This window comes from Lentzea flava (assembly GCF_014648475.1).
GTDB classification, from domain to species: Bacteria; Actinomycetota; Actinomycetes; order Mycobacteriales; family Pseudonocardiaceae; genus Lentzea; species Lentzea flava.
The window spans coordinates 1-557 of sequence record NZ_BMRE01000180.1 but is presented as its reverse complement, the minus strand read 5'-3'; the positions used below and the strand labels follow the sequence as shown (position 1 = coordinate 557).

Sequence of the window (557 nt, the reverse complement as noted above, 5' to 3'; positions counted from 1 at the left end):
GTAAGGCTGGTGCGCCTTACAGCCCGCTGGGTGTGGCCATGCTGTCCGGAGACCTGCTCAATCAGGACACTGTGCGCGCGCGGTGGAAGAAGGTTTCGCGCGGCGCGAGGGCGCAGTCCGGTGGTGGGGTGGGCTCTGAGGGGGCGGGTGGTGTGGGTGGGGTGGGGGTCTCGTCCGCGGCGGTGTCCTCGGGTGAGGTGTCTTCGGGTGAGGTGTCGTTGCCAGCGCAGGTGCGGGCGGAGTTTGTGGGGTGGCGTCCTGGTCAGGGTGGGGTGGGGACGCTTACGGAGTTCGTGAAAGTTTTCGAGCGTAGGCGGGGTTGCATGATCTCGCTGGAGCACCAAGCCAGTCCTGGCTATTTCAAGTTCAAGTCTGCGCTGACTGGTGAGCTGGTTGGTGAATGGGCTTGGGGCATGCTTCGTTCTGAGGATCCGCGGACTGGGCATTTGTATACGGATGCGGGGGTTGCCAAGGTCAGTGGGGGCTTGTTGAACGAGTGGTCGGTGCCTCTGGTTTTGCGTGAGGTGGTGTCGTTGTCGGCGGTGGTGTTGCCGGAG

Annotated in this window: 1 protein-coding gene; it reads left to right on the top strand. The window is 63.9% G+C overall.

All coding sequences use genetic code 11. The features are described 5' to 3' along the window. Window positions 1-323: 323 nt before the first annotated feature. A partial coding sequence (locus tag IEZ09_RS46060; protein WP_189260165.1) for a hypothetical protein occupies window positions 324-557 on the top strand: 234 nt, incomplete at its 3' end.